Annotated in this window: 1 protein-coding gene; it reads right to left on the bottom strand. The window is 60.5% G+C overall.

What is annotated here, in order from left to right; all coding sequences use genetic code 11:
* Positions 1-1224 (bottom strand): IS66-like element ISPlu20 family transposase (locus EAE91_RS23410; protein ID WP_214090534.1); only part of this gene is annotated, 1224 nt, incomplete at its 3' end.
* Positions 1225-1405 lie beyond the last annotated feature (181 nt).

Genomic DNA, 1405 nt, shown 5'->3' with positions numbered 1-1405 from the left:
CCAGCGCTTCAGCGTGTAATCTATCGCTTTGCGTAACCCGGAGTTGGGTGCCGTTTGGGCCTGAGTCGTCTGCAACCAGGACCGGAACTCATTCAGCCACGGCCGGGCATAACGCTGTCGCCACTGACGCCGTTTATCCGGCGGCCGGTGTTTGATTTTTCGTTCCAGCTTGTACAGGTCGCGAATGCCATCCAGCGCCTGTTTCGCCACCGGACTTTGGCTCGCTTTGTATTGGTCAAAGAATTTGCGGCGGGCGTGAGCCCAGCAACCCGCTTCGGTGATATCCGACCGGGCATGCAGCGCGTTGTAACCGGCATAGTCATCCGTCACCAACGTGCCGCCCGACCAGTCTTTCAGCAGGCTCTGGGCATAACGGCCGCTGCGGCCGGGATGCAGCTCATAGTACACCACTGCCGGCGAGGTATCGGGGCCAGTGACAGACGTCCACAGGTAAGCTCGCTGGGTCTGGCCTTTTCCCGGGGCCAGTATCGGCAACGGGGTCTCATCGGCATGCAGCACCGGGGACGTCAGCAGCGTCTGCTTCAGGGCATCGGCCAGCGGTTGCAATGCCACAGCCACCTGCCCCACCCAGTCCGACAGGGTGCTGCGGGCCAGGGTGACACCGCTGCGGGCATAGATTTGCTGCTGACGGTAGAGCGGCAGGTGGTCACGATATTTAGCCACCACCACCTGAGCCAGCAACCCCGGCTCTGGCAGGCCCTTTTCAATAAGATGGGCGGGCTGGGCTTTAGCATGTACACACTGACAGCGCGCGCAGCTGTACTGCGGGCTGATATAGCGCCGGACGATAAACGTGGCCGGACGGTATTCCAGTCGCTCACTGATTTCATCACGCAAAAAGCGCAGGGCATGACCGCAATCCGGGCAGCTCTCCGTCTCCGGCACCAGCCGGATATCTTCACGGGGTAAAGTCGCCGGCAAAGGCTGACGTTTAGGCTGGGCCGGGGTCGCGTTTTCCTTGATATACAGGCGTGACAGTTGGGTTTCCAGCACCGCGATATCGGTATCGGCATCTTCCTCAAACTGACTGCGTTTGGGACCGGCAGGCAGGGTTTCACTGTGCGCGCCAAAACGCCAGCGTTGCGCCTGTTTCAGGGCCTCTTCCAGCTGGCGAATATAATCACATTGTTGCTGAAGCAGCGCCAGTGCCCGCAGGCGGAACTGGCCGGGGTCATCCAGCGCGATTAAGTCATTGAGCGTCATGCCGACAGTGTACCGGATAATTCTCCGTCGTTATCCGGTAAAAGTGTGACCGGGGTAGCGGAATTAGCTTCGCCAGCCGGACAGGTCATCTCCCTCGACTTGTTGCCAGTGAATGCCGCGGATGAGCCAGTCAAACTGGGCGGGCGTCATCACCCAGCTGCGCTCGCCCTGCTTCGGCCAG

Source organism: Photorhabdus noenieputensis (genome assembly GCF_018448935.1).
Classification (GTDB): domain Bacteria; phylum Pseudomonadota; class Gammaproteobacteria; order Enterobacterales; family Enterobacteriaceae; genus Photorhabdus; species Photorhabdus noenieputensis.
This window is presented reverse-complemented; position numbering and strand designations above follow the sequence as displayed.